The sequence below is a fragment of the Salegentibacter tibetensis genome (genome assembly GCF_020164485.1).
In the GTDB taxonomy this organism is placed as follows: Bacteria; Bacteroidota; Bacteroidia; order Flavobacteriales; family Flavobacteriaceae; genus Salegentibacter; species Salegentibacter tibetensis.
This window is the reverse complement of sequence record NZ_JAIQZA010000040.1, coordinates 1-25,100: the sequence shown is the minus strand read 5'-3', so window position 1 is coordinate 25,100 and position 25,100 is coordinate 1. Positions and strand designations below refer to the sequence as shown.

The following is a 25,100-nucleotide window of genomic DNA, read 5'->3' as shown; positions in this document are numbered from 1 at the left end:
AAACAAAAGAGCATGAAATTATTAGTAGGAATTTCCAGGGTGCTGGTTGGGGTATTATTTATTTTTTCAGGATTTATAAAACTCAATGATCCGCTGGGATTTTCTTATAAACTACAGGAATATTTCAGTCCGGAAGTTTTGGGGCTTGAGTTCCTGGTTCCTTATTCCCTGGTAATAGCTATCATTTTAGTGGTTTTTGAGCTGGTGGTGGGGATAATGATTTTAATAGGATACCTGCCTAAATTCACGGTTTGGGCTCTACTTTTAATGATCGTTTTCTTTACGTTTCTTACGTTCTATTCCGCTTATTTCAATAAAGTGACCGATTGTGGCTGCTTTGGGGACGCGATTCCGTTAACGCCCTGGCAGTCGTTTATAAAAGATGTAATCCTACTGATATTTATATTAATACTTTTCTTTAATCGAAAACTGATCACTCCGGTTTTGAACCCTATTTCGCACCGCTGGATCATCTTTTTATCCTTTATGCTTTCTTTTTGGTTTGCCTATCACGTGCTTATGCATTTACCGGTTTTCGATTTTAGGGCTTATAAAATTGGAAATAATATTAAAGAACTCATGCAAGTGCCAGAAGACGCTCAAAAGGCAGTTTATGAGTATGAATGGACTTTTAGAAATAATGGCGAAGAAATTACGGTAACTACTGATGGAAGTTATCCAGGCCAGGAAGGGGAGTTTGTGAAAGTGGAAACTACAATGATTGAGGAAGGCTATGTACCACCTATTCAGGATTTTGAAATAGAAGCAAACGGCGAGGAAATAACCGATGAGATTCTTGATGCCGAAAAGCTTTTTATGGTGATAGCCTATGATTTATCCCATACCGAGCAGGAAGGCTTTAAAGCGATACAGAAACTTGCTATAGAAGCTGAAGAGAAAGGTTATAAAGTAGTTGGCTTAACAGCTTCGAATGCTGCCGATCAGCAGAAAATACGCAATAAGTTTAAGCTCAATTTTGAGTTCTACCAGGTAGATAAAAAAGCTTTACAAACGATCGTAAGATCTAATCCCGGACTTTTGGTTTTAGAAAAAGGTACAATTAGCCAGAAAAAGCATTGGTTTGATGCTGAGGATATAAAATTATAAATCATCCTTAAGATTTTTTAAAATATTGGTAAAAAGCCAATCTTCATTAGGCTAAGGCGCAGCTATGTTTATTCTAATCGATATATTTGTAGAAGTGCGGATTTCTTTCCGCGGAAATAAATAAAATCAACTAAGAAATTATGAGAAAAAAAATAGTAGCCGGAAACTGGAAAATGAATAACGATCTTGCTGAAACGCAAGAGTTACTTTCACATCTAAAAATGCAATTGGTAAAAGAGCCGCAAGCCGAAGTTATGGTTTCACCAGCCTTTACTAATTTGTACGCAGCTTTTCAGGGCTTAAAAGATACACCGGTACAGGTCGTGGCGCAAAACATGCATCAGGCAGAAAACGGAGCTTATACCGGAGAAGTTTCAGCAAAAATGCTTAAAAGTATTGGTGTAGATACGGTAATTTTAGGCCATAGTGAGCGCCGTGCTCATTTTGGTGAAAACAATGAAATCCTTGCCGAAAAAGTAAACGCAGCCCTTAAAAACGAAATGAGAATTATTTTCTGTTTTGGAGAGGAGCTGGCCGATAGAAAGAGCGATAAGCACTTTGATCTTGTAGCAAAACAACTTCAGGAGAGCCTTTACCAGATTTCAGATTCAGATTGGAAAAATGTTGTATTGGCTTACGAGCCGGTTTGGGCTATTGGTACCGGAGAGACTGCTTCACCCGAGCAAGCACAGGAAATGCACGCTTTTATTAGAAAAAATATTTCAGAAAAATTTAATGATGAGATCGCGCAAAATGTTTCTATCCTTTACGGTGGAAGTGTAAAACCCGCAAACGCTAAAGAGATCTTTGCAAAAGAAGATGTAGACGGCGGACTTATTGGTGGTGCCAGCCTTAAAGCTGTAGATTTTGTTGAAATTATAAATGCCTTTTAAATATGTCTTCCAATTATCTCGAATTCAAGTTTAAAATAGAGCCGCTTCAGCCTGCTTCAGAAATTCTGGTGGCAGAGCTTGGCTATTTGGGATTTGAGAGTTTTGTGGAAGAAGAAGACGGCCTTACAGCCTATATCCCTGCCGAAGAATATGAAGATGATCTTCTGGCAGGGGTTCATATTTTGCAATCGGAAGAGTTCCAAATCACCTATTCCAAAGGAGAAATAGAACAGGTAAACTGGAATGAAGAATGGGAAAAGAATTTTAGCCCCATTTTAGTAGATGATATTTGTAGTGTGCGGGCACCTTTTCATCCAGAACCAGATACAGAATTCGATATTGTGATCGAACCAAAAATGTCTTTTGGGACCGGTCACCACGCGACCACGCATATGATGATTCAGCATATTCTTAAAAATGACTGGACAGATAAAGCCGTGCTCGATATGGGCTGCGGTACCGGTGTTTTAGCAATTCTGGCAAGTCTTAAAGGAGCGAAGTTTGTTGATGCTATTGATATTGACAATTGGTGTTATCAGAATACCCTTGAAAATGTGGGAAGGAATGATTGCGATAACATTAACGTTGAAGAAGGAGGTGCCGAATTATTGCAGGATAGAAAGTATGATATGATCCTGGCCAATATTAACCGCAATATTTTATTAAGGGACCTTCCTATTTACAAAAATTGCCTGAATAAAGGTGGAAATCTTTTTTTAAGCGGGTTTTACGAAGAGGACATTCCTGTAATAAAAAAAGCTTGTATAGACCTGGGGCTTGAATATGTAGATCACCTGGATAGAAATAATTGGGTTGCTATAAAGTTTTCAGCATAAGCATTTTATAGATAATTTGTATCTTTGAAGCTTTAAATTATAAATGAAGATGAGTACTAAAGAAGAAGTATTAGAAGAGGTGAAAACCACCACGCAGAAGGAGAATGAGATCGTACTTTATAATGACGATTACAATACTTTTGATCACGTAATAGAAACGCTAATTTACGCCTGTGAGCACACCGCCGTGCAGGCCGAACAATGTGCCATCCTGGTTCACTACAAAGGGAAGTGTATAGTGAAAACAGGTTCTTTTGACGATTTAAAGCCCCGATGTTCAAAATTATTAGAAGAAGGATTAAGCGCAGAAATAGTTTAGGCTAAAAAAGTCAAAGATTCTTTTCTTGTTTTAAAAATAATAATATATTTGCAGCCGCTTAACCACGTAGGAAAAGCAATATTAAAAAGGCCTTGTGGCGCAACTGAATAGCGCACCTGATTACGGCTCAGGAGGTTCCAGGTTTGAATCCTGGCAAGGTCACTTTTAAAGAAATCAAATGATATCAAAACCCTGTAAATACTATGATTTACAGGGTTTTATGTTTTTTAGAGCTTTTGTTTGAAAGACTTTTATTATATTTATTTTCTAACAAATCGTCAACATAAAATTTTTCCTGTCAACATGTTGACAGTTTGATTACCAGTAGCTTAAAATTTTTGTGGATTTGACTTTCGTCTTTTAACTGAATATTAATTTAAAGACGATACCTATGCGTACTTCTAAAACATTTTCCATCTTATTCTGGGTGTATTCTTCCAGAGTGAAAAACAATCAAACAAATCTCTACGTTCGAATTTCCCTGGATAGTCGTAGAGTAAATATTAGTTTAAAATCTAAGGTTCCATTCGATCTTTGGGATTCTTCTACACAACGTGTTAATGGTAATTCTAAACAAGCTAGGGAGGCTAATAATCTCATTTCGGAAACCAGAACAAAAATTTTTCAGAATTACCAGGACTTAAGGTTTCAGAATAAAAAAGTAACTGCTGACCTTCTTAAATCGAATTTTTTAGGGGAAGGGCCTAGGGATAAAACCTTGTTAGATATTTTAGAGTATCACAAGCAAAAGATTGAGAAAACGCTTACCAAAGGAACCATCCGTAATTTCGGGGTTACAGAGAAATATGTTCTTAAATTCTTAAACGAAGAACTTAAGACAACTACTATCTACCTAAACGAACTTAATTATAAGTTCATCAATGATTTTGCAAACTTCCTTTTTAATTACTGGCCCAAGGGGCACGTGAATGCAATGAGTCATAATACTGTAATGAAACATTTACAAAGACTTCGTAAAATAGTGACTCTTGCTTTTCATTTGGAATGGGTTGAAAAGGATCCTTTTATACGATGGAAACCTACTTTTCAAAAAAAAGAACGAGACTTTCTAAATCTTAATGAATTAAAACAAATCGAGGATTTTAATTTTTATAATGATCGTTTGGATAGGGTGAGGGATTTATTTGTTTTTAGCTGTTATACAGGGATCAGTTTTACAGATATGAATGATCTAACCAAGGATAATGTTAGGAATGGTCTGGACGGTCAGAAATGGATTTTCACTTCAAGAAACAAGACCAAAGCCAAAGTTAAGATTCCTTTGCTGGACAAAGCCTTAGAGATACTCGAAAAGTATGACGATCATCCAATGACAGAAATAACCCAAAGTCTTTTGCCTATAATAACCAATGTTAAGGTGAACCTTTATTTAAAGGAAGTAGCGGACCTTTGTGATATCAAGAAGAATTTAACCTTCCATATGGCCCGGCATACTTTTGCTACTACTGTTACTCTTTCTAATGGGGTGCCTATAGAAACTGTCTCTAAGCTTTTGGGACATACGAAAATAGCCACGACCCAAATATATGCGCGAGTTCTTGAAGATAAATTAAGTGAGGATATGTCTGAATTAAGTAGGAAGCTTAGGAATGGGAAAGGTTAAAAAATCCTTATGGTGTCTTTTAAATTGGAAGAAACAACCATTTTTCAAAGTTTCCAGCGTTTACAAGTTTTATCAGAGGCGAAAAAATTGGTTGCCAGATTGGTCTCGTATTTATGAAATTTAAACTTTTCAAGTCGAATAATATTTATTTGAGGTTTTTGATTCATTTTATTAAAATGCGAATCCGTTTTTTTACAAATTATGGTCATAATCAGAGATGGGGCCTTTCTTTATGAACCAATCATAGATATTAAATTTTAGAGGTAAGTATTTAAATACATATCTTTAAAGTCAATAAATATAGGGATAATATGAATATTTTCAAGGGTCAAAATCTCTAGAGTTCTCTGATCGGTTTAAAACCAACGATCATTGTAAAGAATACTTGGCCGGGATTAAATGGAATGAGGGTTTTGAATGCCGCAAATGTGGACATAACAAAGCTCAGGTGAGAAAGGATTTCTCACGAACCTGCAATATCTGTTCACACCACGAATCCGCTACGTCCAATACACTTTTCCACAAAGTCAAATTTGGTGTCCGCAAGGCTTTTTTCATCGTCTTCGAGATGGCTACCAGCACCAAAAGTCTTTCGGCGAGTTATGTTTCCGTACGTTTCGGGGTTACCGAAAAAACAGCACGTCTGTTTATGCACAAAGTACGGGAAGCAATGGAGAGCAGTGGCAATAATCCAATGGGTGGAACTGTCCACGTCGACGAATTTGTGTTGGGTGGACGGGAGAAGGAACAAATCGGCAGAAGCTATAAAGCCAAGAAAAAGAAAGCAGTAACAGCTGTTGAGCTAACGGAGGATGGAAAGGTGAAAAGGATGTACGCCATGCGTATCGAGGATTTTTCGGCCAAGTCCCTGCAGTATATCTTTGTTGACCATATCAGTCGTGATGCGAAAATAACAACAGATAAGTGGAGAGGGTATCAGCTGATTGCAAAGGCCTATGATATCACGCAGATCGATAGCAAGGCCCGAAAAAACAGCGCTAGTTTAAATATTTACTTTATATTTTTTAAAAGTTTTTCCAATATCAATTGACTAGCCTAGAAATCTTGTTCTTTCTCTATAAATTCGGATGGAGTCATTTTGAATTGCTTCTGGAAACTCCTTCCAAAACTACTTTGAGATCTAAAACCAACACTTTCGGAAATTTCGTAAATTTTAGAGTTTGAGGTTTTGAGCAAGTATGCTGCCTTTTTTAATCGGGTCTCATTAATTAATTCATTGGGAGATAAATTGGAAATATCCTTGATTTTACGATAAAGAGTCGAGCGACTCATATTCATGTGATCGGCGAGTTTTTCAACATTGAGATTTGCATCTTTTAAATTTTCATCTATTTTTTTGTCCAGCTGTGTTATAAAGGTTTTATCGTTTGTGGCTAGTGAAAGGGATTTAAGATGGGCCAGGGGAGAACTGTTATAATGTCCAATTATAGACCTTCTATTATCCAATAGATTTGAAATCTGCACTTGTAAATGATTTAATGAAAAGGGCTTGGAGATATAGGCATCTGCTCCTGATTCTAAGCCTTCAATTTTCGCATTTAGAGCACTTTTCGCCGTTAATAGTATGACCGGGATATGACTTTTATTAATATCATCCTTGATTTCTTTACACAATTGAATTCCGCTTTTAAATGGCATCATAACATCGCTTACCACAATGTCGACGTTGTATGAGCAAATTGCCTTCCAGGCTTCCTTACCATTAGTAGTGACAAGGACATTATAATTTTCAGATAGCTCATTATATATAAAGTCAGCTAATTCAGTATTATCTTCCGCTACAAGGATTAATGGTGAGTTTTTATCGAATTTCTTAATAACTTCTTCAGGTTTATAAATTTCCTTTGGTTGATTTTTAAATGTTTTAAATTCATTATCCTGATGAAGCGGTATTTTCAATACAAATTCATTCATGGAGGTGTTACTGCTGTTTATATATAAATTACCGTTATGTAATTCTGCGAGGGAATGTGCAAGTGAAAGGCCTATACCTGTTCCTGAATTTTTGGATTCTCCTGGAACTCTGAAAAATGGCTCAAAAATACGTTGCTTTAATTCTAAGGGAATTGGATCACCATCATTTTTAACAATAATTTTAAAATGATCATCTGTTTGTTCTAAAAAAACCTGAACGCGATAATCACAATATTTTATAGCATTACTAAAAAGGTTACTGAGAATTTTCCTGCTTGCTTCTTCATCCACAAAAGCTAAAATATCATTCTCCTGCTTTGAAATATCGAATTGAATATTTTTATCTTTAATTAATTGGCTAAAACGAATGAATGTTTCCTCTACAAGCTGAGTAATATTTACTTCAATAAAGCTCAGTTTTACATGTTTCATCTCTGTTTTTCTGAAATCTAAAAGTTCATTTACAAGATCTAAAAGCCTAGAAGTATTTCTCTCCATAATACCCAGGTTTTTAGGTATTTCTAAGGACTTGTAATTTAATCTTAAAAGTTTTTCCAGAGGACTTTTTATTAAAGTTAGCGGCGTCCTAATTTCGTGAGCGATATTGGTAAAAAATTCAATCTTCGCCTGGTATATTTCTTTTTCTTTTTCGTTTTCAAGCTGTTGTATCCTGCTATTGTTTTTATCTCGGTTGTATCTATGATAATATCGCAAGAGGTAGAATACTATTAAAATAAGTAGAATTGCATATGTTGTATATGCAAGATTGCTAGCCATTAGAGGAGGAAGCACCTCAATATTTAGGCTGCTGTTTTCGTTACTCCAAACTCCATGACTATTTAAAGCCTTAACTTTAAAAGTATAATTTCCTGCGGGCAATTCATTAAAACTTACTTTATGGTTTTTTCCAATGGGAATCCAGTTTTCATTTAGTCCCTCAAGTTTGTACCAATATTTTGTCATTTCTGGCGCTGTATAGCTTAGTGAAGCAAATTCCAGAGTAAACGTAGATTGCTTATTATTAAGTTCAATGCTCTCAGAAAAGGTAATTGAGGTGTCTAAAGGAGAATCTTCTTTTTTTACAGAAACATCTTGATTATTTATTTGAATATTAGTGATATAAATAGGCGGGTGGAAAGTATTCTGAATAAAACTTTCAGGATTGAAACTTATTAGTCCATTTACACTTCCAAAATACATCTTACCATCTGCATCTTTGAAAGCAGAATTATAATTAAATTGATCGCTTAATAATCCATTAGATTTTGTGAAAACTTTAATCTCCTGATTCGTTTTATTAAACTCAACCAAGCCATTGGAAGTGCTTATCCAAAGATTTGAGTCACCATCTTCTAAAATTGAGTAGGTAACATTGCTTGGAAAACCATTATCTGTGGTATAGCGATAAAAGTTATTTTGGTTTGGGTTAAATAGATTTAAACCATTTTCGGTTGTAATCCATAGATTATTATTAGAGTCTTCAAATAACCCGTTAATAACATTAGAACTCAAACTGGATCTATCATTCCGATCAAAACGATAAAAACCCTTATCTTTAGTTTCGGGGTTATAGTAAAATAGTCCATCCCAATAGGTTCCTGCCCATAAGACGCCTTGGTGATCTTCAATAAATGTAGTATAATGATAAATTTCTGGGAAGCCTTCAACTATTTCAAATGAATTAGATTCAGGCATATACCTATGAATGCCAGATGAAGTTAGCACATATACGTTCTCGTTGTTCGTTTCATAAATGTATAGGATAAACTCGCTTCTTAGGCCACCTTCATTTTTTGCAGAACCAAAATGGTCTTTAACTTCCCCCGTTTTAATATCCATTATATCTAGGCCATGTTCAAATGTACCTATCCATAATTCATCATTGCGGGCTAGGAGCCCATGAATATTATAATGTGAAAGATTTCCATTATTACGAACAGAATAAAAATTTTTAAACCTGCCGATATCTGGATCTAATTTATTTAGGCCCGCATCTTCTGTTCCAATCCATAAATTTCCAAATGTATCCTTCTTTATTTCTCTTATGGCATTACCGCTAATTGAATTTTCTCCCACCTTTGGAAAATATCGATCTATTGGAGTATATTGTTTTGGGTAATAATTTACACCCCCAAAATAGGTGCCAATCCATACTCCATCTTCTCCGTCCAATACTAGAGAATAGATTGCATTATCTGATAGGGAATAAGGGTTATTATAATTTTTCTTATAATTCTGATAAGTGTCAGTTTCTAAATTATATATATAAATACCTGATTCGCTTGCAATCCATAACTCTTTGTTATTTTTCTTTAAAAATTCTCTTACAAAGAGTGGATTTTCATCTTCTTTTAGAAGAGAAGTGATTTCATTTGTTTTTCTGTTATATAAAAGAGCTCCTTTATTTTTTGTGCCTATAAAAATAGAATCCGTTCCCTGAGCCTTGATATTGGTAATTATAATGTCACTTAAATTCGTTGCTCTTTCTTCGAGATCAATTCTTTTGAAAGAATTATTTTGGGGAACATATTCATAAAACAGATCCGAAGACGATACAAACACCTCTCCATCCTTATTCGTAGTTATAAAAGAAGCATTAAAGTTATCAAAAACTTCCTCTTCGGTATTTTTAAGATCAAGTTTATGAAGTTTTCCAGAGGCTATGAACCACAAATTATCTTGTAAATCTCCTTGTATATCTAATATGGGTTGAGCTTTTGTACTCTGAATTAAACTAAAAGATTCTGTCTTATCGTCATATTTAAATAAGCCTGTATCAGTTCCCACCCAAAGATGACCTTCAAATTGATGAAGGCAGCGTATAAAATTACTACCAATGGTATTTTCATTATCGGGTTCATTCCGAAACACTTTAAAATTATACCCATCATAACGGTTCAACCCATCTTTAGTCCCAAACCATAGAAAACCATTCTCGTCTTGCAACATACTGATGACTGAATTATGAGATAACCCATCTTCTACTTTTAATTGTTTAAAAGAGAGATTCTGCGCCTCTGTATTACAGACGGATAGAGTAATAACAATAAATAATAAAAATATCCTCATAGTTATACAAAAGAAGTCAAATTGCTTAAATACCTATTATACAAAATGTTTCAAAGTTCCACAAAAGTGTTCAAAAGATGTCTTTTGTTAAAATTAAATTAAACTTGACCAATTATGTTGAAAAATTGAAACAATAACCTTGCAAATTTTAAAATTAAATTAACCTACTTTGAAAAAGCGTTATTCTTAATATATGCTTTCCGTTATTCAAATTTTACTAATAATTAAAGAAGAAAATTATGTAATTCGTAATTATGATTATTTGGATATTTCTTTAAATGTAACCAAATACGTGCTTATGAAGTGTGTAATTCTCCTCAAATTGTTTCAAATGATTACAAATTTCTAAATGAAATTCTATGAGAACTATTTTACCATTTAAATTACTGTTCATTTTAGGTTTCTTGCTTTTTCCGTTGCTGGGTTTAAACGCTCAAAATACTGTAGTAATTACGGGGAAAGTGACAAATTTAAATGGCGAGGCTATTCCTTTTGTTAACGTGATCGTCAAAGGGACTTCGGTTGGTACTTCAGCTGACATTGATGGAAATTATTCTATTGAGGCTGAGCCGGACCAAACGCTTGTTTTTAGCTACATTGGTTTTGATACTAAAGAAGTAGCTGTTGGCGAGCAATCTTTTATTAATGTACAATTACAGGAAGATGTTGCTGCTCTAGACGAAATTGTGGTCGTGGGATATGGTACTCAGCAGAGAAAAGATCTGACCAGTGCTATCTCTGTAGTAAGTTCAGATCAGATTCAAAAAAGGCAAACAACCACCGTAGCAGAGAGTTTACAGGGGCTTGCTGCCGGAGTGAATGTAAGAGGTGGAGGGCAACCGGGCCAGGAAGCGAGAATTGAAATTCGCGGACTTAAAAACCTTCAGAATGCAAATCCGTTATATGTAATTGATGGCCTGGTTACAACAGCTAACAGGGATTTTAATCCCAATGATATTGAGTCTATTCAGATTCTTAAAGATGCAGCAGCAGCGGCCATATACGGTTCGCGAGCTGCGAATGGTGTTGTGATTATCACCACCAAAAAAGGTAAAAAAGGACCATTACAGATTAATGTAAGTTCTAAATTAAGCCTTACTGAAGTTCCTCAATATGACCTGGCTGGACAGGAGGAATTTGTCAGGTTAAATAATATGGCTTATGACAATGCAGGAATTCCAAGACAGGATCTTAATCTCGATGTAAACACAGATTGGCAGGAGGAAGTATTCCGTACAGGGATGATCCAAGATCAGAATGTGAGCTTTTCCGGAGGTGGCGAGAATTCTTCTTATTTTATGTCTGGTAACTATTTTGGAAATAAAGGGACAGTAATCGATACTAGATTTGACCGTGTGTCTTTTAGAGTAAATAGTAGTGGGACAAAAGGAATTTTTAGCGTGGGTGAGAACCTTGCAATATCAAATTCCAAAAATAATGAAATTGGAGGGCCCGAAGCATTGCGTGGAAATCCATTTATTGATGTGGTAAGGTTATTTCCTACCATTCCTGTGCGTGATGAAAGTAATCCAGGAGGATATGGTTACGGTAAATCTGGTGTAGCAAATACCTTTGGCGCTAACCCGGTAGCCATAGCAAATCTTATAGATCAAACTATTGAAAACTTAAGGATTAGGGGGAATGTATGGGCGGAATTAGATCCTTTTCCCTTTTTGAAATATCGGGTGAGTTTTGGGTATGAAACCAGCTTTGACGATTTTAAATATTTACGTAAAGAAGGTAGTTGGACATTGAATCAACCTTTTGACCCTTCATTCACAAGTCAAAATAGGGCCCAATCACAAACCCAACTTCTTGAAAACACATTAACTTTTGATAAAGAGTTTGGCAAGCATGATATCACATTGCTTGTAGGAACAACCTATCAGAAAGATACTTATGAACAAATTAATGGTTTAAAAAGAAATTTACTTATAAATCCAAATACCGGCGATTATTTTGATGTTCTTGATTTAGGGGATCAGCCGCAGGTTGGTGGATTTAGAAATGAAGCTTCTCTTCTCTCCTACCTCGGGAGGTTTGAATACAATTATGATGATCGTTATATATTAAATGCTGTCTTTAGAAGGGATGGATCTTCACGGTTCAGTGATGAGAATAAGTGGGCTAATTTCCCTTCCCTATCAGGAGCCTGGAGATTAAGTAATGAATCATTCTTTAATGTTGAGAATATAAGTGATTTTAAACTTAGAGCAAGTTATGGTGAGCTTGGAAGTGGAAATATAGGAAATTATGAATACCAGGGCTTCATAAATACTTTCGGTGCAATTGTCCTGGGTAGAGGGCAAAATTTATATCCTTCAGCCACCCAGGTAAGGCTTGCAAATTCACAACTAAGGTGGGAAACGCTGAAGCAAACTAATATTGGGGTAGATCTTAGTATGTTCAAAAACAAACTACAGTTTACTGCAGATTATTTTATTGCTACGACAGAAGATGTATTATTCGGTTTCCCAATTCTTCTTTCCACCGGTAATGATGGGGGAAATCCTATTGCAAATGCTGCAACTGTTGAAAATAGAGGTTTTGAGTTTAATATGTCTTATAATAAAGTGGTGAATGATGATTTAAGCTTTAATGCCTCAGTAAATTTTACCAAACTTAACAATAAACTTGTAAAATTGGGAAGCGGATTAAATGAAAGTATTCAAGGTAATACTATTACCCGGGCAGGAGGTCCGGTTGGTATGTGGTATGTTCTTCAAACTGATGGACTATTCCAAAGTCAGCAGGAAATTGACAATTATACCAATTCTGAAGGAGAAGTAATCCAACCTGGTGCTTTACCAGGAGATATCCGTTTTAAGGATATAAATGACGATGGAGAGATCACCAATGAAGATAAGGAAATAGTGGGAAGTCCCTGGCCAGATTTTGAAATGGGGCTAAATGCAGGACTTAATTATAAAAATTTTGACTTTTCAATGAACTGGATTGGTTCTTTTGGAGCTACTGTCTACAATGGATATAGAAGTATCGTCGACCGATTTGACGATGATAGTAACTATAGGGCAGGAGTTCAGCCCTGGACACCAGAAAATCCGAATACAGATTTTCCACGGGTCGTAAAAGGGACTACCCTTAATTCAAGAGGTGATAGCGATAGATGGCTCGAAGATGGCAGCTTTGCCCGATTAAAGTATATTGGTTTAGGCTATAATATTCCAGCCAATACCTTAGAAAAAATCGGCTTTTCGAGAGCACGCTTAAGTCTTTCAGCACAAAATATAATCACTATAACAAATTATCAAGGTCTTGATCCTGAGTTTAGTAATAGCAATATTTTCCAGAGAGGAGTGGATCTTGGGGCATTTCCTAATGTTCAAACGTATTCATTAGGAGTAGAATTTGGTTTCTAAATAAAATATAACAATGATGAAGAAGTTACTATTAATTTTTACAGTTATCTGTTCACTCTTAGCGGTAGTTTCCTGCCAGGAAGAGGAACTTGATCTTAAGAACCCGAATGCGCTGACTACTAATCAGTTTTGGGTTACTCCAAATGATGCCGAGTTAGGTGTGAATTCTATTTATGCCATGTTTTATAAGGATGGCTTATGGACACGCTGGATGTATTTTAGATTAGATTTAACCTCTGATGAAGGCTATAGTACCAGTCCCTGGATAGAACTTGCAGATTGGACCAGATTCAATTATATAAATTATAATTTCTGGGAAGGTAATGGGGTGACCTGGAGAGACTCATATAAGGCAATCTTCAGGGCTAATCAGGTTCTAGCGAATGTACCGGAGATAGAATTCCAGGATGAAGCCAGAAAACAATCGATTCTTGCGGAAGCAAAATTTTTAAGGGCATTACATTATTATTATGCCGGTCTACTTTGGGAAAATATCCCAATGGTCCTCGAGCCTTCAAGGCCTGATGATCTTCCACAGCAGGTTTCTAAAGAGGAAGTATTTGCTCAGGTAGAAAAGGATTTAAACGAAGCCTTTACAGATTTACCTATGCAATGGGATGCCGAAAATGTTGGGAGACCTACAAAAGGTGCGGTAAAAGCTATGCTCGCAAAAGTTTATATGCAACAGCATAGGTGGAACGATGCAAAAACAGCACTGGATTTTCTCGTAACAGGTGAGGGAGCAAACTATATGCTTGTGGATAATTATAAAGACAATTTCACAGATATTAATGAAAATAATTCAGAATCTGTATTCGAGATTCAGTTTGGCGATCAACGTCGTGGAGGTACTGGTGAAGGTCCTGATGCTTCCGTGTCCAGCAATAGGGCACAGTTTTTTGCACCAAGAGGTATTGGATGGTCCGACGGACAGGCTAGATTCTGGCTCGTTGATACCTTTAAAGAGGAGCAAACTGTTTCTGGCGAATTGGATCCCAGATTGCAACATTCGTTATTTTACCCAAGCCTTTTTGAAGATTTTGGAGATAAAACCTATGGCAGAGATTGGGAATGGGGAGAAGATGAAGCATGGTTTAGAAAAGGTGCCAGAGATTACAAAAGAGATAATGAAGATTATTTTTCTGGTGTAAACTGGAGACTTATACGCTATGCCGATATCTTATTGCGCTATGCTGAAGTTCTAAATGAACTGGAAATGACCTCTGAAGCCTACCAATATGTTGATATTGTGAGAGCAAGGTCAAATATGGCCCCATTAGCAGAAGCTTATCCCGAAATTGGAAATGACCAGGATAGATTCCTCGACCGTCTTAAAATAGAAAGAGTCCTGGAGCTATCAGGAGAGAGTGTAAGATGGGAAGACCTTAAACGATGGGGTGACCTTGAAAATCAGCAATCTGTAGACGAAATAGCAGAAAGAGATCCCGATTTTAACAATTTTGAAATTGGTAAGAATATTAGAATGCCAATACCTCAGGTTGAAGTTGAAAATAATCCAAATCTGGAACAGAACCCTCAATATTAATTGGATATCCCTGAAGTTTTGAATTAGCTGCTTCAGGGATTTTTTTAAAATAAATCAATGAAAAAGATAAATTTCCTTTTTCTGATAATGATGTCTTTTGCCCTTTTTTTCCTGTAAGGAAAATGAGAAAGAAAGAAAAAATTTAGTGGTTGATTCAGAGGTGAATTCCATAGAATCGAGAGAAGTTTGGAGCAGGGAAAAGACTAATAAATGGTATAGTGAACAACCAGGGCTTGTTGGTGCAAATTTTAATGTGGGTACAGCAATCAACCAGCTGGAGACACGCTTTAGTATTGGAATGCTTTAAATAACTATTTCACGGGCTTATTTATGAGGAAATATCAATTAATATTTTTGCTATTTGCGTTTACAAGCGTATTCTCACAGCAACCGGATCCTCCGGGACAGGTGGGTGGTGAAGAAAAGGCGGTAAATGAAGCTTACCTTTTTGCCCATATGACTCACCAGGATTACGGGAAATTATATTATTCTGTGAGTAAAGATGGTTTACACTGGCAAAACCTGAATGAAGGGAAGCGGGTTTTTGACGACTATCAGGGACACCCCGATATTGTAAAAGGACCAGATGGGAAATATTATATCGCGGGTAATACGAGCGATTCATCGCCAGATATTAATATCTGGATTTCTGAAGATCTGATAACCTGGAAAAAGCACGCGGTGTATACTCCAGATCTAAGTGCTACCCCCGGGTATGAAGAAGCATTACAAAGAATTGGCGCTCCAAAACTTTTTTATGACGAAGCATCTTCCAGGTTTATATTGACCTGGCATACACCGCATAAAGAAGGAACCAAAGAAGATCCCGAGCGTTATTGGGCAAGCCAGCGAACCTTGTATGTTCTTTCAGAGAATCTCAGGAATTTTGAAGGTCCACCAAAAATGCTATTCGATTGGAATTTTGGAACTATAGATGTAATTATCAGAAAGGTGGAAGACAGTTATTATGCAATCTTAAAGGACGAGACCTATCCTACTCTTTATTGGCCTACGGGAAAAACAATCCGAATAGCAAGATCTGCTTCACTATTGGGACCGTATTCCCTTCCCCAGGATCCAATTAGTCCAAATTTTAGGGAAGCCCCTAGCTTGATTCAGTCTCCAAATGGGGAGATCTGGTATTTGTACTATGAACAATACCCTGGAGTATCCTACGGTCTCTCAATTTCAGATAATCTAAACGGTCCCTGGTATCAGGCCTCAGGCTACACTTTCTTTAGTGATTGGGATAAATACAGTATGCCTGAAAAGCTTAGGCATGGTTGCATGATCACCATTACAAATGAAGAATATAATAACCTGGTGAACGAATTCGGAATTTCAGCGAAAGAAAAAAATGAGAAGTAGCATTATGGATCCTATAGAAAAATCATTCTTACTATTTTCCATGATCTGGCTGTTAAGTTGTTCAAAATTTAGTTTAAAAAATAATTGATGAAAAGAAAAAATAGATATTTAGTCAGCTTTCTTTTAATGCTGATAACTGCAAGCGCACTTGCACAATTTGGTACTTTTACAAATCCTGTTTTGCCCTCTGGGGCAGATCCCTATAGTACCTTTTATCAAGGGTATTATTATTATACTCATACTCTTCAGAACAGACTTGTTGTATGGAAAACCAAAAACCTGGCAAATATAGCCGATGCTGAAAGTAAAACTATTTGGACTCCTCCTGAAGGAACTATGTATTCAAAAGATATCTGGGCCCCGGAGATTCATATAATCGATGGCAAATGGTATGTGTATTTTGCAGCAGACGATGGAAACAATGAGAATCACCGAATGTATGTACTTGAAAATGATAATGAAGACCCTTTCAGGGGAGAATGGAAATTTAAAGGAAAGGTTGCTGCCTGGCCTGATCGGTGGGCTATAGACGGTAATGTTTTTAACTATCAGGATGAACTCTACATGATCTGGTCTGGCTGGGAAGGACGTACCAATGGGCAGCAGAATATTTATATCGCCCAAATGAAAAACCCCTGGACCATTGAGGGGAAGCGGGTGTTAATTTCTGAACCTACTCATGTTTGGGAAAAACAGGGAGATTTGGATGATGAAGAGAACCCTCCTCACGTCAATGTAAATGAAGGCCCTCAGTATTTAGAAAATAATGGCAAAATATTTATAGTTTTCTCAGCGAATGGATGCTGGACCGATTATTATTCCCTGGGTCTTCTTAGCCTGGAGGGAGAGGATATTCTGGATCCTGCGTCCTGGATGAAACATGATAAGCCTATTTTTAAAAAGTCCGAAGAAAATTCCGTTTATGCACCCGGTCATAATTCCTTTTTCAAATCGCCTGATGGCTCTGAAGACTGGATTCTGTACCACGCAAATTCAAAACCAGGAGAAGGCTGTGGTACAAAGAGATCTCCCAGAATGCAAAAAATAGAATGGAATGAAGACGGAACACCAAAACTTGGAAAACCGGTTTCTTCAGAAACAGTATTAGAAATACCATCAATAAAATAATATCATTATGAAAAAAATTATTCTTACAAGCTTAATAGTAGTAATTGCATTAGGAAGTTTAAATGCACAGGATCGATGGAGCCGTGAAAAGGCCCAGGAGTGGTACAATCAGCATGACTGGCTTACGGGAGCGAATTTCAATCCCAGTACCGCAATAAACCAGTTGGAAATGTGGCAAAAAGATACTTTTGATCCCGAAACCATAGATCGCGAGCTGGGTTATGCAGCAGAAATAGGGTTTAATACCATGAGAGTTTATCTTCACAGTCTTGCGTATAAAGCAGATAAAGAAGGTTTTAAATCCAGGATGGAAGAATACCTTAAAATTGCAAACTCTCATAATATTAAAACGATGTTTGTGTTTTTCGATGATGTTTGGGATGCTAATCCAGAAATAGGTAAGCAACCTGAGCCCAAGCCTGGAACTCATAATTCCGGTTGGGTACAGGATCCCGGCTATCCCGAATCGGTAGAGATGGCAGATTCTGAAGAACTTGAAGCTTATGTAAAAGATATCCTGAATACTTTTGGGGACGATGACAGAGTGGTGCTTTGGGATCTCTACAACGAACCGGGAAATAACGATAAAGGCAATGAATCTATGGCTTTGCTTAAAAATGTTTTTAAATGGGCACGCGAGGTGAATCCTTCTCAACCCTTATCTGTAGGTCTCTGGAAATGGGATTTAAAAGACCTGAATACCTACCAGGCACTAAATTCTGATATCATTACTTATCATAGTTACGACGAACCTCAAGCCCATAATAGAATTATCGAGTTATTAAAAACCCACGGGCGCCCCATGATATGTACCGAATATATGGCGCGAACCAGGAACAATACTTTTAACAATACCCTGCCTATGCTCAAAGAAGAAAATATAGGAGCTATTAATTGGGGCTTGGTAAATGGGAAATCAAATACGATTTATGCCTGGAATACCCCTATCGAATCCGGGGAAGAACCTGTTGAATGGTTTCATGATATTTTTAGAAAGGACGGCACTCCTTACCGTCAGGATGAAGTAGATTTAATCAAGAAGTTAAATTCAGAGAATCCTTAGTAAAACACTAAAGTGGTTCTTGCTTAGTTCAAGATGAAAAAATATAAGTCAAATTCATTGGACGATCTACATCTGTAAATTAGGAATTATACCTGGCTAATAAAACCATAATCATTTGTCAGTAGATAGTTGAAATAGAAGTTTTAATTCCATTAAAAAGTAAAATAATGAATAAAATTTTTTCAGATTTACTAATAATTATCATGGTGTTACCCGGTATTTCCTGCTCCGATAGTAAAAAAGCTTCCAGTGCTGAGAATGATGATGCATTAGGTTCTGGTAATGAACCAAAAGCTAAACAAATTCAACTTGCTGATCCGACCATTTTTTATCAGAATGGCACCTATTATTTATATGGAACCTCACAGGGAGAGCTTACAGAGAAAGGTTTAGGATTTTTGGTATTTAGCTCAGATGATATGGAAAATTGGGAGGGTCCGCTTGGTAAATCAGATGGTTTTGCCTTAACAGAAAATAATGCTTTTGGCAATAAGGGTTTTTGGGCACCTCAGGTCTTTGAGTATGATGATAAGTTTTACATGGCTTACACTGCCAATGAAAGTATAGCTATTGCCACTAGTGATAGCCCGTTGGGTCCTTTTACCAATTCAGGGGAAGCCCTTTATGCTGAATCAAAACAAATTGATCCTTTCATTTTTTTTGACGATGGTAAAGCTTACCTGTATCATGTGAGACTTGATGAAGGAAACAGAATTTTTGTAGCCGAGATGGAAGGTGATCTTAAAAGTATAAAGCCTGAAACTCTTAGGGAATGCCTGTCAGCAACAAAACATTGGGAAAATACAGCCTTGGTGGACTGGCCGGTTGCCGAGGGGCCAACAGTAATAAAGCATAATAAGAAATATTATTTAATATACTCTGCGAATGATTTTAGAAATCCTGATTATGCAGTTGGTTATGCTACCAGTGACAGCCCTTTGGGACCCTGGAAAAAGTCTGATGAAAATCCCACTATTCACAGAGAGCTGCTAGGCGAAAGTGGTCCGGGACATGGAGATGTTATTATAGGAGAAAATGATGAAATGCATTATGTCTTACACACCCATTTTTCTCATGCTTCGGTTCATCCCAGGAGAACAGCGGTTATACAGTTAAGTTTCGCTGAAGATGAAGACGGGAATGAATTTTTACAGGCAGAAGAGGAAACTTTTAGCTTTTTAAAATTAAAATAAGAATTATGATTTATAGGTTATTTTTATTTCTAATTATTTTAAATTTTGTGTTTGCTTGTGATCAAACAGATAATGAACCTTCTTCTATTGGTAGTGACGATAATGTTGAAATGCCCGAAGAGGTTAATACTTTTGATAATCCAATATTATCCTCCGGGGCCGATCCCTGGGTGATAAAAGGTGATGATAGCTATTATTATTACACCCATACTACAGGAAATAATCTTCAGCTTTGGAAGACTGAACGTATGGCAGATCTTCAGAATGCTAACCCAAAAATTATTTGGACTCCTCCTTCTGGAGAAGAATATTCCACTCAAATCTGGGCCCCTGAATTGCATTACGTAAATGAGGCATGGTATATGTATTTCGCCGCCACTTCAAATCACAGCGACGAAAACAGAAGGATGTTTGTTTTGGAAAATACTGCTGAATCACCAATGGAAGGGGAATGGGAGTTCAAAGGCAAAATAGCCGATGAAACCAACCAGTGGGCTATAGATGGTACAGTAATGGAAATAGATGATGAAAATTATTTTGTATGGTCCGGTTGGAGAGCGGAAAATCCGGAAGTGAATTCGGGGAGACAGCAGCTTTATATAGCCAGGATGGAAAATCCCTGGACTCTTGAAGGATCTAGGGTAATGATTTCCGAACCGGATTATGCCTGGGAGCAAAACGGTTTAGTAAATGAAGGCCCGGTGGCATGGGAAAATCCGAAAGGCGATATGTTTATGTTTTATTCAGGCTCGGGTTGCTGGACCGATGATTATAAAATCGGGGTACTTACTTACAATGGAGGTGACCCTCTTAACCCGGACTCGTGGGAGAAACATGAAGACCCTGTTTTTGAAAAGAGCGAGACTAATAGTGTATATGCCCCTGGCCATAACAGTTTTTTTAAATCACCAGATGAATCCGAAGACTGGATTCTTTACCACGCCAATGATAATTCCGGTGATGGATGTACCGATTCCAGGAAACCTCGCATTCAGCAAGTTCACTGGGATGAAAATGGTTTTCCCGATTTCGGAACGCCGGCAGGCAGAAATGAACAATTAACACCCCCATCTTCTTAAAGATTAAACTATTATTCAAATGAAAAAAAACATTAAATTCCATTATATATTTTTAATGAGTCTGGCATTTCTTTTCTTATCCTGTAAAAACAGTGAAGAAGATAAAGAAAAAAAGACCAATGCTGTTGTTGAAACAAAAACATATTCAAACCCCTTAGATGTTGAATTTGGGGATCCCTATATTCTGAATGACGGTAACGGCAATTATTATATGTATGGTACTGGTGGCGGTGCCAAAGATGGTTTCGCTACTTATTCTTCTAAAGATCTGGTGAATTGGGAGTTTGAAGGTCAGGTTTACAAAGGAAATGAAGAGGGTTCCTGGGCAGTAGGTGATTTCTGGGCTCCGGAAGTTTATAAATTCAACCAGAAGTATTATATGTTTTTTAGTGCACAATGGAAAAATAACCCTAATGAGGAACTGGAAAATTTCAAGATAGGGGTTGCCGTGGCTGATAAACCTACAGGACCCTTTGAAGAAGTTAGCGATGAACCGCTTTTTGATCCAGGATATCCGGTAATAGATGCTAATGTGTTCAAAGACGATGATGGGAAATTCTACCTGTATTATTCCCGAGTTGCATATAAGCATCCGGTTGAAACAGAAATTTCTGAATGGGCCAGGGAAAAAGGCTGGTTTGATGAAATTGAAGAAAGCTGGGTGTATGGCATAGAGTTAGAATCGGACTTTAGTGGAGTAAAAGGAGAGCCTAAACTGTTACTTCGTCCGCCAGAAAAGATGGATGAAAAAAATGCAGAATGGGAAAGCCGTTCGGTAACCTCCAGGGAGGTTAATAGGAGGTGGACAGAGGGGTCTTATACCTTTAAACACGATGGGACTTATTATATGATGTATTCCGCCAATTTTTATGGAGGTCAAAATTATGCAGTGGGTTATGCTACTGCTTCTTCACCATTAGGACCATATGAAAAAGCAGATAATAACCCTATTTTAGAAAAAAACCTTGAAAAAGGTGGAGATGTTACCGGTACCGGCCACAATAGTCTTGTATTTTCGAAAGACAGTACTGAGGTCTATGCTGTTTATCACGGAAGAACCAAATCTACAGGAGATGAACGTGTAGTCTTTATTGATAGATTAATAATCCATGAAAATGGAAAGCTTGAAGTCGAAGGACCAACCACAACAGAACAATCTCTTCCTTTTCTTCCAGAAGAAATTAAATAACATTAAAATATATTCTTATGAAAAACTTGCGCTTTCTAATAACTTTTATATGTGCTTCCGCTGCATTATATTCCTGTAAAAATCAATCTGAATCAAAAAACGAAATAGCTTCAAAAGATTCACAAGAGATGCATTTTAATAAGGAAGAGCATCTTAAAGCTGAAAATTTCGATACCATAATAGATAATAAACCTGTCAAACTATATTGGCTGGAGAAAGACAGTATTAAAGCCGCTTTTACAAATTACGGTGGGAGGCTAATTGGTTTGTGGGTCCCTAATCGCGAAGGCGAAATGATTGATGTGGTTGTAGGAATGAGCAGTATCAAAGGATTTACAGAATCAACAGAGCCTTATTTTGGGGCTACAATCGGCCGGGTAGGTAACAGGATCGCTAAAGGAAAATTTCAATTAGAGGGAAAGGAGTATAATATTCCAAAAAACAATGGTGAAAACAGTTTGCATGGAGGGTATAAAGGTTTTCATTATGTAGTTTGGGACGCAAACCAACCTAATGAACATACGCTTGTTCTCAAATACCGATCTCCTGATATGGAAGAAGGTTTCCCGGGCAATCTTGATGTTAAAGTAACCTATTCATTAACTGATGACCAGGCGATTAAAATGCAATACGAAGCTACAACAGATAAAGCAACACCGGTAAACCTTACCAATCACGCCTTTTTTAATTTAAATGGTGAAGGTAGCGGAAAAATTCTGGATCATCAATTAAAACTGAATGCTACTAAATTTACACCGGTGGCTAGTGGATTAATCCCAACCGGGGAATTAAGGGATGTAGAAGGAACTCCTTTCGATTTTAGGCAATTTCACAGGATAGGGGAACGCATAACGCAGAAGAATGGTCAATTAACATATGGTAAAGGATATGACCATAATTTTATTTTGGATGAAAAGAAGTCTGATGGAATGAATCATGCTGCTACCATTATTGGTGATAAATCAGGTGTTAAGATGGATATTTATACAGGGGAGCCCGGAATTCAATTCTATAGTGGCAATTTTATGGAAGGTAAAAACAAATTCAAATCTGGAACAAGCGATGAGTTCAGGACAGCTTTTGCCCTGGAAACCCAGCATTTTCCTGATGCACCTAACCAGGATAATTTTCCTTCTATAATACTGGAACCTGGAGAAAAATATCAGACTCTCTCAAAATATAAATTTTCGATAAAAGAGGAGTAAAACGAATGATAAAGAGTTTATATATCTTGTACTTTTATAGTATAGATGTCAATTAAACATATATAAGTTCAAAATTGAAGATACCTATAAGGTTACCCCGTTTATATTATAGCTTTCCTAATAAAATCTGATTTTACTCCTACCTTAAACATATTTTAGAGTCAACAAAGGAAGGAGCTAACGGTCCAATTCATTTAAAAATTGAAAAAGAATCCTGGGAAAAAGATAAGGACTTATGGGTATATAATTTCTACGATTAGCTTCACGGGTATCCAAGAAGTAACATGCGGGTGAAAGAAACTGATAAAGGTCTTTTTATTAATTTGATGCCGTTTTAATTGGAAGAAACGCGGAAGAATGACTTCCGCGTTGCGATTAGATTTTCCTAAAGCTCTTAATTAGTCAGTAGTGTCATGATTTATAATTCTTTAATTTCTTTAGTTGTGGTTTAGCTTATAAAAAGTAGCTCTTCCCTTACCTTTACGCTCAATGAGTTTCTTGTGCATTAATTCATTAAATACTTCTTCTGTTTTTGTTTCCCCTATTTTCAATAATTGAACAGCTTCTTTTCTAACTATCTGGTTGTGGTCCAATAGATATAGTAGTAATTGCTTTTCTTCTTCTGATAATCGGTCGTAATCGGCTTCAATCGGTTGGACTTCGGGTTTTATCGTTTGCAAATCATCCTGTGAACGAATGATTTCGATATCCATAAAATCATTCTGTTCTTCTATTTTAGGAGTAGGTAAACCGTACTCTTTACAGGAATTAATAATACGGTTAATCCCGCTTCCCCATTGTTCAATAAGCCCCAGCTCTTTAAAAATATTAGCTAACACCCGGTTTCGGCTTTCACTGCGACCGTTAAAAATATCTTCCATCGTAATATTGTTAGGTAAGCTTCCGGGTGAGACAATATTCACCACATCATCATAAACTCCAACTTTAATATTATTCTGGAAGCAAAGAAGCCCAACAACCGGGCAGACATGCTTAGCAAGGAGAACATCAATGTGAAGGCGTTTCAGGAGCTGGTGTTATATTATCTGCGGGAGCGTATCACGCATAAGAACCTGGAGGTAAAATACTGCTCGATAATTTTAGAGTTGCAAGGGCTAATTAAATCCACAGATGAAAATCGACCGGTTGATTTATGACCTTTATGGGGCAAATAATAAGGGGTGACTTTAAGGATAATACCATCATCAAAGGAAAGTTAAATGATAGCATTTCTATAAAAATGGAAATTTAAAAACTCCCGGAAGAAAAGGATTATTTAATCCACCTGTGTTCTAAGTAGTTTTAATGGTAAGCATGTCATTGACTACTGATTACTCCAAAAGCGTGAGGTTTAATTTGTCTAAGCTACGATTTCACGATCTAGGCCAATGGCCCTGTAATTTAATGCCGATATTCTATTTCCTCGATTTTTGAATTAACACCATGTACAAATCTGGCTTTTATCCATATATAGCGCCACTAGTGTCCGGTTATAAATCAAACATTTCTAGTTGGTTATAATCGTCATTAACATTGTTTCTGTATTCTTTATTGTTAAGTAGTTGATTTACAGTTACTTTCTCAAAGAGGCTAATACTCAAAATTTGTAAAATAGTGTAAAGTTCAAGCTCTATTTTCAGTCTTTTCTTCATAATTGCAATTATCAGATAGGCACTTACTGCTATCCATATTTGGGTATAAACCGCATTCAAGCTTGTTCCAAAAAAACTCTTGATTCTCAGATGTTGTTTAATCCATTTGAAAAATAATTCGATTTTCCATCTTTCTTTATATAGCTCAGCAATAATCGTTGCTTGGTAGGTGAAATTATTAGTTAAAAAAACTAAAGTTTTCCCTGTCTCTTTATCAAAATATTTGATCCTCCGGAGTTTTTCTGGATATTTCTGCTTGGTATAAAACCCCGTGAGCTTTATGATCTGATCACACTTAAACCCCAAGGTTTTATCCACCTTGTTAGAATAAACCCTTCTGTAATTAAAATTGCGTTTTTCCCGAATCACAAAAAAACTCAAACATTCATTTAAATGGTAAAACCACTCAAAGTCAAGATAAGCCCTGTCCATAATATAAAAAGCACCTGGCTCCAAGGTCAAAGCATCCAGAATATTTACATCGTGCACTTTACCATCCGTAATCTCAATAAAA

18 protein-coding genes, 1 tRNA gene and 2 pseudogenes are annotated in these 25,100 nt (G+C 36.7%); 18 read left to right on the top strand and 3 right to left on the bottom strand.

Annotated features, from left to right (window positions below; translation table 11 throughout):
• Positions 1-12 precede the first annotated feature (12 nt).
• The 7 genes and pseudogenes from LB467_RS16260 to LB467_RS16230 form a co-directional block, all read left to right on the top strand.
• Positions 13-1,107 (top strand): BT_3928 family protein, encoded by a 1,095-nt coding sequence (locus tag LB467_RS16260; RefSeq protein ID WP_224475106.1) that lies wholly within the window; start codon positions 13-15, stop codon positions 1,105-1,107.
• Between the two features lie 140 nt (positions 1,108-1,247).
• A complete protein-coding gene (tpiA, locus tag LB467_RS16255; protein ID WP_224475105.1) occupies positions 1,248-2,000 on the top strand; it encodes a triose-phosphate isomerase in 753 nt (250 codons plus the stop codon).
• Positions 2,001-2,002: 2 nt separating this feature from the next.
• On the top strand, positions 2,003-2,836 hold the full coding sequence (gene prmA / locus LB467_RS16250; protein WP_224475104.1) for a 50S ribosomal protein L11 methyltransferase: 834 nt from the start codon (positions 2,003-2,005) through the stop codon (positions 2,834-2,836).
• Between the two features lie 49 nt (positions 2,837-2,885).
• Positions 2,886-3,155 (top strand): ATP-dependent Clp protease adaptor ClpS, encoded by a 270-nt coding sequence (locus LB467_RS16245; RefSeq protein WP_224475103.1) that lies wholly within the window; start codon positions 2,886-2,888, stop codon positions 3,153-3,155.
• A gap of 88 nt (positions 3,156-3,243) precedes the next feature.
• Positions 3,244-3,317, top strand: a tRNA-Arg gene (locus LB467_RS16240).
• Positions 3,318-3,546: 229 nt separating this feature from the next.
• Positions 3,547-4,779, top strand: coding sequence for a site-specific integrase (locus LB467_RS16235; protein WP_224475102.1), 1,233 nt, complete (start codon positions 3,547-3,549; stop codon positions 4,777-4,779).
• 311 nt (positions 4,780-5,090) lie between these two features.
• Positions 5,091-5,815, top strand: a pseudogene (locus tag LB467_RS16230) (IS1595 family transposase); the annotation flags it as partial.
• Between the two features lie 20 nt (positions 5,816-5,835).
• On the opposite strand, the gene LB467_RS16225 reads toward LB467_RS16230, so the two are convergent.
• Complete coding sequence (locus LB467_RS16225; protein WP_224475101.1) at positions 5,836-9,783, bottom strand: hybrid sensor histidine kinase/response regulator transcription factor; 3,948 nt, start codon at positions 9,781-9,783, stop codon at positions 5,836-5,838.
• 359 nt (positions 9,784-10,142) lie between these two features.
• Between LB467_RS16225 and LB467_RS16220 the strand changes: the two genes are divergently transcribed.
• From LB467_RS16220 to LB467_RS16175, 10 genes are all read left to right on the top strand, one after another.
• Positions 10,143-13,163: a SusC/RagA family TonB-linked outer membrane protein gene (locus LB467_RS16220; protein ID WP_224475100.1), complete on the top strand. Its 3,021-nt coding sequence runs from the start codon at positions 10,143-10,145 to the stop codon at positions 13,161-13,163.
• Positions 13,164-13,176: 13 nt separating this feature from the next.
• Positions 13,177-14,709, top strand: coding sequence for a RagB/SusD family nutrient uptake outer membrane protein (locus tag LB467_RS16215; protein ID WP_224475099.1), 1,533 nt, complete (start codon positions 13,177-13,179; stop codon positions 14,707-14,709).
• A gap of 145 nt (positions 14,710-14,854) precedes the next feature.
• A complete protein-coding gene (locus LB467_RS16210; RefSeq protein WP_224475098.1) occupies positions 14,855-15,016 on the top strand; it encodes a hypothetical protein in 162 nt (53 codons plus the stop codon).
• A 23-nt stretch (positions 15,017-15,039) separates the two neighbouring features.
• Positions 15,040-16,077 (top strand): glycoside hydrolase family 43 protein, encoded by a 1,038-nt coding sequence (locus tag LB467_RS16205; protein WP_224475097.1) that lies wholly within the window; start codon positions 15,040-15,042, stop codon positions 16,075-16,077.
• An 87-nt stretch (positions 16,078-16,164) separates the two neighbouring features.
• Positions 16,165-17,205 carry a glycoside hydrolase family 43 protein gene (locus LB467_RS16200; protein ID WP_224475096.1) on the top strand — a complete coding sequence of 347 codons (1,041 nt, stop codon included), beginning with the start codon at positions 16,165-16,167 and terminating at the stop codon, positions 17,203-17,205.
• 7 nt (positions 17,206-17,212) lie between these two features.
• The gene (locus LB467_RS16195) at positions 17,213-18,268 is read left to right on the top strand and encodes a cellulase family glycosylhydrolase (protein WP_224475095.1); all 1,056 of its coding nucleotides are present in this window, start codon (positions 17,213-17,215) and stop codon (positions 18,266-18,268) included.
• 167 nt (positions 18,269-18,435) lie between these two features.
• Complete coding sequence (locus LB467_RS16190) at positions 18,436-19,461, top strand: glycoside hydrolase family 43 protein (protein WP_224475094.1); 1,026 nt, start codon at positions 18,436-18,438, stop codon at positions 19,459-19,461.
• A 5-nt stretch (positions 19,462-19,466) separates the two neighbouring features.
• Entirely contained in the window at positions 19,467-20,540 is a 1,074-nt protein-coding gene (locus LB467_RS16185) for a glycoside hydrolase family 43 protein (RefSeq protein WP_224475093.1), read from the top strand.
• Positions 20,541-20,559: 19 nt separating this feature from the next.
• Positions 20,560-21,729, top strand: coding sequence for a glycoside hydrolase family 43 protein (locus tag LB467_RS16180; RefSeq protein WP_224475092.1), 1,170 nt, complete (start codon positions 20,560-20,562; stop codon positions 21,727-21,729).
• 17 nt (positions 21,730-21,746) lie between these two features.
• Positions 21,747-22,934: an aldose epimerase family protein gene (locus LB467_RS16175; RefSeq protein ID WP_224475091.1), complete on the top strand. Its 1,188-nt coding sequence runs from the start codon at positions 21,747-21,749 to the stop codon at positions 22,932-22,934.
• A 437-nt stretch (positions 22,935-23,371) separates the two neighbouring features.
• Here the strand turns inward: LB467_RS16175 and LB467_RS16170 are convergent, their stop codons facing one another.
• Positions 23,372-23,857, bottom strand: a complete 486-nt coding sequence (locus LB467_RS16170; protein ID WP_394371825.1) for an ATP-binding protein — start codon at positions 23,855-23,857, stop codon at positions 23,372-23,374.
• On the opposite strand from LB467_RS16170, the gene LB467_RS19605 reads away from it, so the two are divergent.
• Positions 23,852-24,091, top strand: a complete 240-nt coding sequence (locus LB467_RS19605; protein ID WP_449619104.1) for a DUF7149 domain-containing protein — start codon at positions 23,852-23,854, stop codon at positions 24,089-24,091. The two genes, LB467_RS16170 and LB467_RS19605, sit on opposite strands and share 6 nt — an antisense overlap.
• Before the next feature lie 408 nt (positions 24,092-24,499).
• On the opposite strand, the pseudogene LB467_RS16165 reads toward LB467_RS19605, so the two are convergent.
• Positions 24,500-25,100 (bottom strand): annotated as a pseudogene (locus LB467_RS16165) (IS4 family transposase); the annotation flags it as partial.